General features: G+C 26.6%; 4 protein-coding genes. 3 read left to right on the top strand and 1 reads right to left on the bottom strand.

Translation table 11 applies throughout. The features are described from left to right. Positions 1 to 302, top strand: a 302-nt coding sequence (locus HMPREF9709_RS10085) for an LPXTG cell wall anchor domain-containing protein (RefSeq protein WP_005398965.1), incomplete at its 5' end; no start/stop codon positions are given. Positions 303 to 591: 289 nt separating this feature from the next. Here HMPREF9709_RS10085 and tmk read toward each other — a convergent pair. Further along, entirely contained in the window at positions 592 to 948 is a 357-nt protein-coding gene (gene tmk / locus HMPREF9709_RS10365; protein WP_311200950.1) for a dTMP kinase, read from the bottom strand. Between the two features lie 424 nt (positions 949 to 1,372). Between tmk and HMPREF9709_RS10435 the strand changes: the two genes are divergently transcribed. Both HMPREF9709_RS10435 and HMPREF9709_RS10150 read left to right on the top strand, forming a co-directional pair. After that, positions 1,373 to 1,582 carry a DUF1361 domain-containing protein gene (locus tag HMPREF9709_RS10435; protein ID WP_083831407.1) on the top strand — a complete coding sequence of 70 codons (210 nt, stop codon included), beginning with the start codon at positions 1,373 to 1,375 and terminating at the stop codon, positions 1,580 to 1,582. A gap of 50 nt (positions 1,583 to 1,632) precedes the next feature. Continuing rightward, positions 1,633 to 1,926: a type I restriction endonuclease subunit R, EcoR124 family gene (locus HMPREF9709_RS10150; RefSeq protein ID WP_425357313.1), complete on the top strand. Its 294-nt coding sequence runs from the start codon at positions 1,633 to 1,635 to the stop codon at positions 1,924 to 1,926. Positions 1,927 to 2,505 lie beyond the last annotated feature (579 nt).

Here is a 2,505-nt window from a genome sequence, read left to right as displayed (position 1 = left end):
AAACTCCAAGGGAAGAAGAACCAAAAGCCCCAGAAACACCAGGTGAAGAAACTCCAAGGGAAGAAGAACCAAAAGATCCAGAAACACCAGGTGAAAAAACTCCTGAAACACCAAGAGAACAAGAACCAGGTAAACCAGGAAAAGAAAATCCAAATAAACCAGACAATAAGAAACCTGAATCAAATAATGCATCAAATCCTAGAACTGGAGATGATGGAGTTATGTATATAGGTGTAGTTGCACTTATTGCAGTAGTTGTTTTATTATATGTTTCAAAAAAGAAAAATAAAAATGAACAATAATTTTGGATGAAAAAGACCACAACTTAAGTTGTGGTCTTTTTGCTATTTGAAAATATTAAATAATTTAGTAAAATTTTGAGTTAATCAATATTTAATAATGTTTTCAATTTACTTATTGTTTGTTCGGTAACTTCTTCATTAGATTTAGAATCGTCTATTATAATTAAATTATCTTTATTTCTTTTTAAAATTTCTTGGTATCCATTATATACCTTATTGTGATAAGAGTTTGATTCATTTTCTAATCTATCAGTTACAAAATTATTTCTTTTTAATACCGTAATATGATCTATATTGAAAAGAATGTGTAATCTGGGGATAGATTATCTGTAGCAAAATCATTGATTTCTTTTACTTTATCATAACTTAAATCTCTACCAAAACTTTGATAAGCTAGAGAGCTTATAACATATCTATCACTTATAACTAGTTTACCTTTTTGTAAATTTGGAAGGATAAGCTTATCTACATGTTGAGCTCTTGAAGCTGAATAAAGTAATGCTTCGGTTCTAGCAGACATTTCAGAATTGTCATTTGACAATAAAATTTCTCTTATTTTTTCAGAAATTTTTGTTCTACCAGGTTCTCTAGTAATTATAAAATCAATATTATTTTCTATTAATAATTTTTCAACATTATATAATATAGTTATTTTTCCGGTCCCATCAGCCCCTTCAATGCAATATATTTTCCAATCAAAATAAATTTGCTTAAAGCTTACCTTCGATACTAATTTGTATATATAAAGTATGGATTTATACTATAAAAAAAAACTAGTTTTTTCAATCTTTATTTATTAATTAAGATGAATTAAAGAAAAATAGAGAAAATCTTTCAAAATATAAAGTAACAAAATTAAGAAAATATATGATATTATCATCTTATAAGTTATATAATTATAAAAATAATGATTGATAAAATCATATTAAGTGTAGATTTTATGAATATAAGAAGAGAATAATTAGTCACTATATTAATTGGGGTATTTTCAGTTACAACTTTTTGGTTTTCTATAAATCTTCTACATATATTTTTAATATGGAATATGATGCTAGCAATTATTCCTATATATATTTGAAGAAAAAACAAATAGAAAATGGTTAAAAATATTAGATATATTAGCTTGGGTATTATTTTTACCAAATTCTTTCTATACGGTTACAGATTTAATTCATATACAAAATCTTAAGTTTTATTTCTTTGATAATCCGTATGCAGAGGCTACATATATTGAGAATATTTCAGCTTGGAAACTGAAAGAGGATATAATAGGGATTTAAATAATAGACTGCAAAGAAAAATGCCTAAATACAAGTCCAGGTCAGAATAACTGGACATTGTAATTGTTATAGATAGGTTGTTGACAGGATTTGATGCTCCAATTCTTTCAACCCTATTCATTAACAGAAGTCCAATGGCTCCACATAATTTGATTCAAGCATTTTCTGCGATTAAGGTATATAGTGAATATTATGAAATGCAGGCGATTGAAATCATGGGAGTGATTACAGATGAGGAGTTTGAAAACTATCTAGAAAATTATCATAATATTATCGATGAGCTGAAACGTACGAATGCTGATGATGGTGATGATGATATAGCTCCAATCGATGTTGAATATTAGATATAAACCATTCAGACTGAGCAAATTGACTATAACTATATTGTGATGTTTCTTCAATCTCTAGTGCTTACAGCAGAAGAAATTAAGGCGAATAAATTTGAAGAGGTTGAAGAACATATTAACAAATATAGAAAAAAAAAGGAAGGTGTTGCAGAGATTATGAGCCAAATCCTTGAATAATTGAAAGATGAAAATATTTTATTATATTTGTAGAACTGCAAATAAAACATAGGGAGAGCATATGAAAATTTATCACCTGAATTTCTTTTCCTTGTCAGAGAAATGTATAATGTAGGTTTATTACCTGAAGAAATCAGTGATAAATTAGATAGAATAGATTTTGAATTGTAATTTTAGAATAGCGTTGTAAAAGATATAAGGAAAATTTAATAGGATTAGTAGATATGGTTCATCGATATCTGTTATGAATATAGATCCAACAGATTTAGATGAACCATTTTTGTTTCATGTTGTGAATGCTTGGATTATTTAAGTTTCATCACTATTAGAATGAATATTTAAATTTTAAAAACAAGATAAGAAAACGTTGACATAATTAAAAAATTAATTTATAATATA

Origin of the sequence: Helcococcus kunzii ATCC 51366 (assembly GCF_000245755.1) — a bacterium.
In the GTDB taxonomy this organism is placed as follows: domain Bacteria; phylum Bacillota; class Clostridia; order Tissierellales; family Peptoniphilaceae; genus Helcococcus; species Helcococcus kunzii.
Note: the sequence above shows the minus strand (reverse complement) of the source record. Positions and strands in the feature narration are given on the sequence as shown.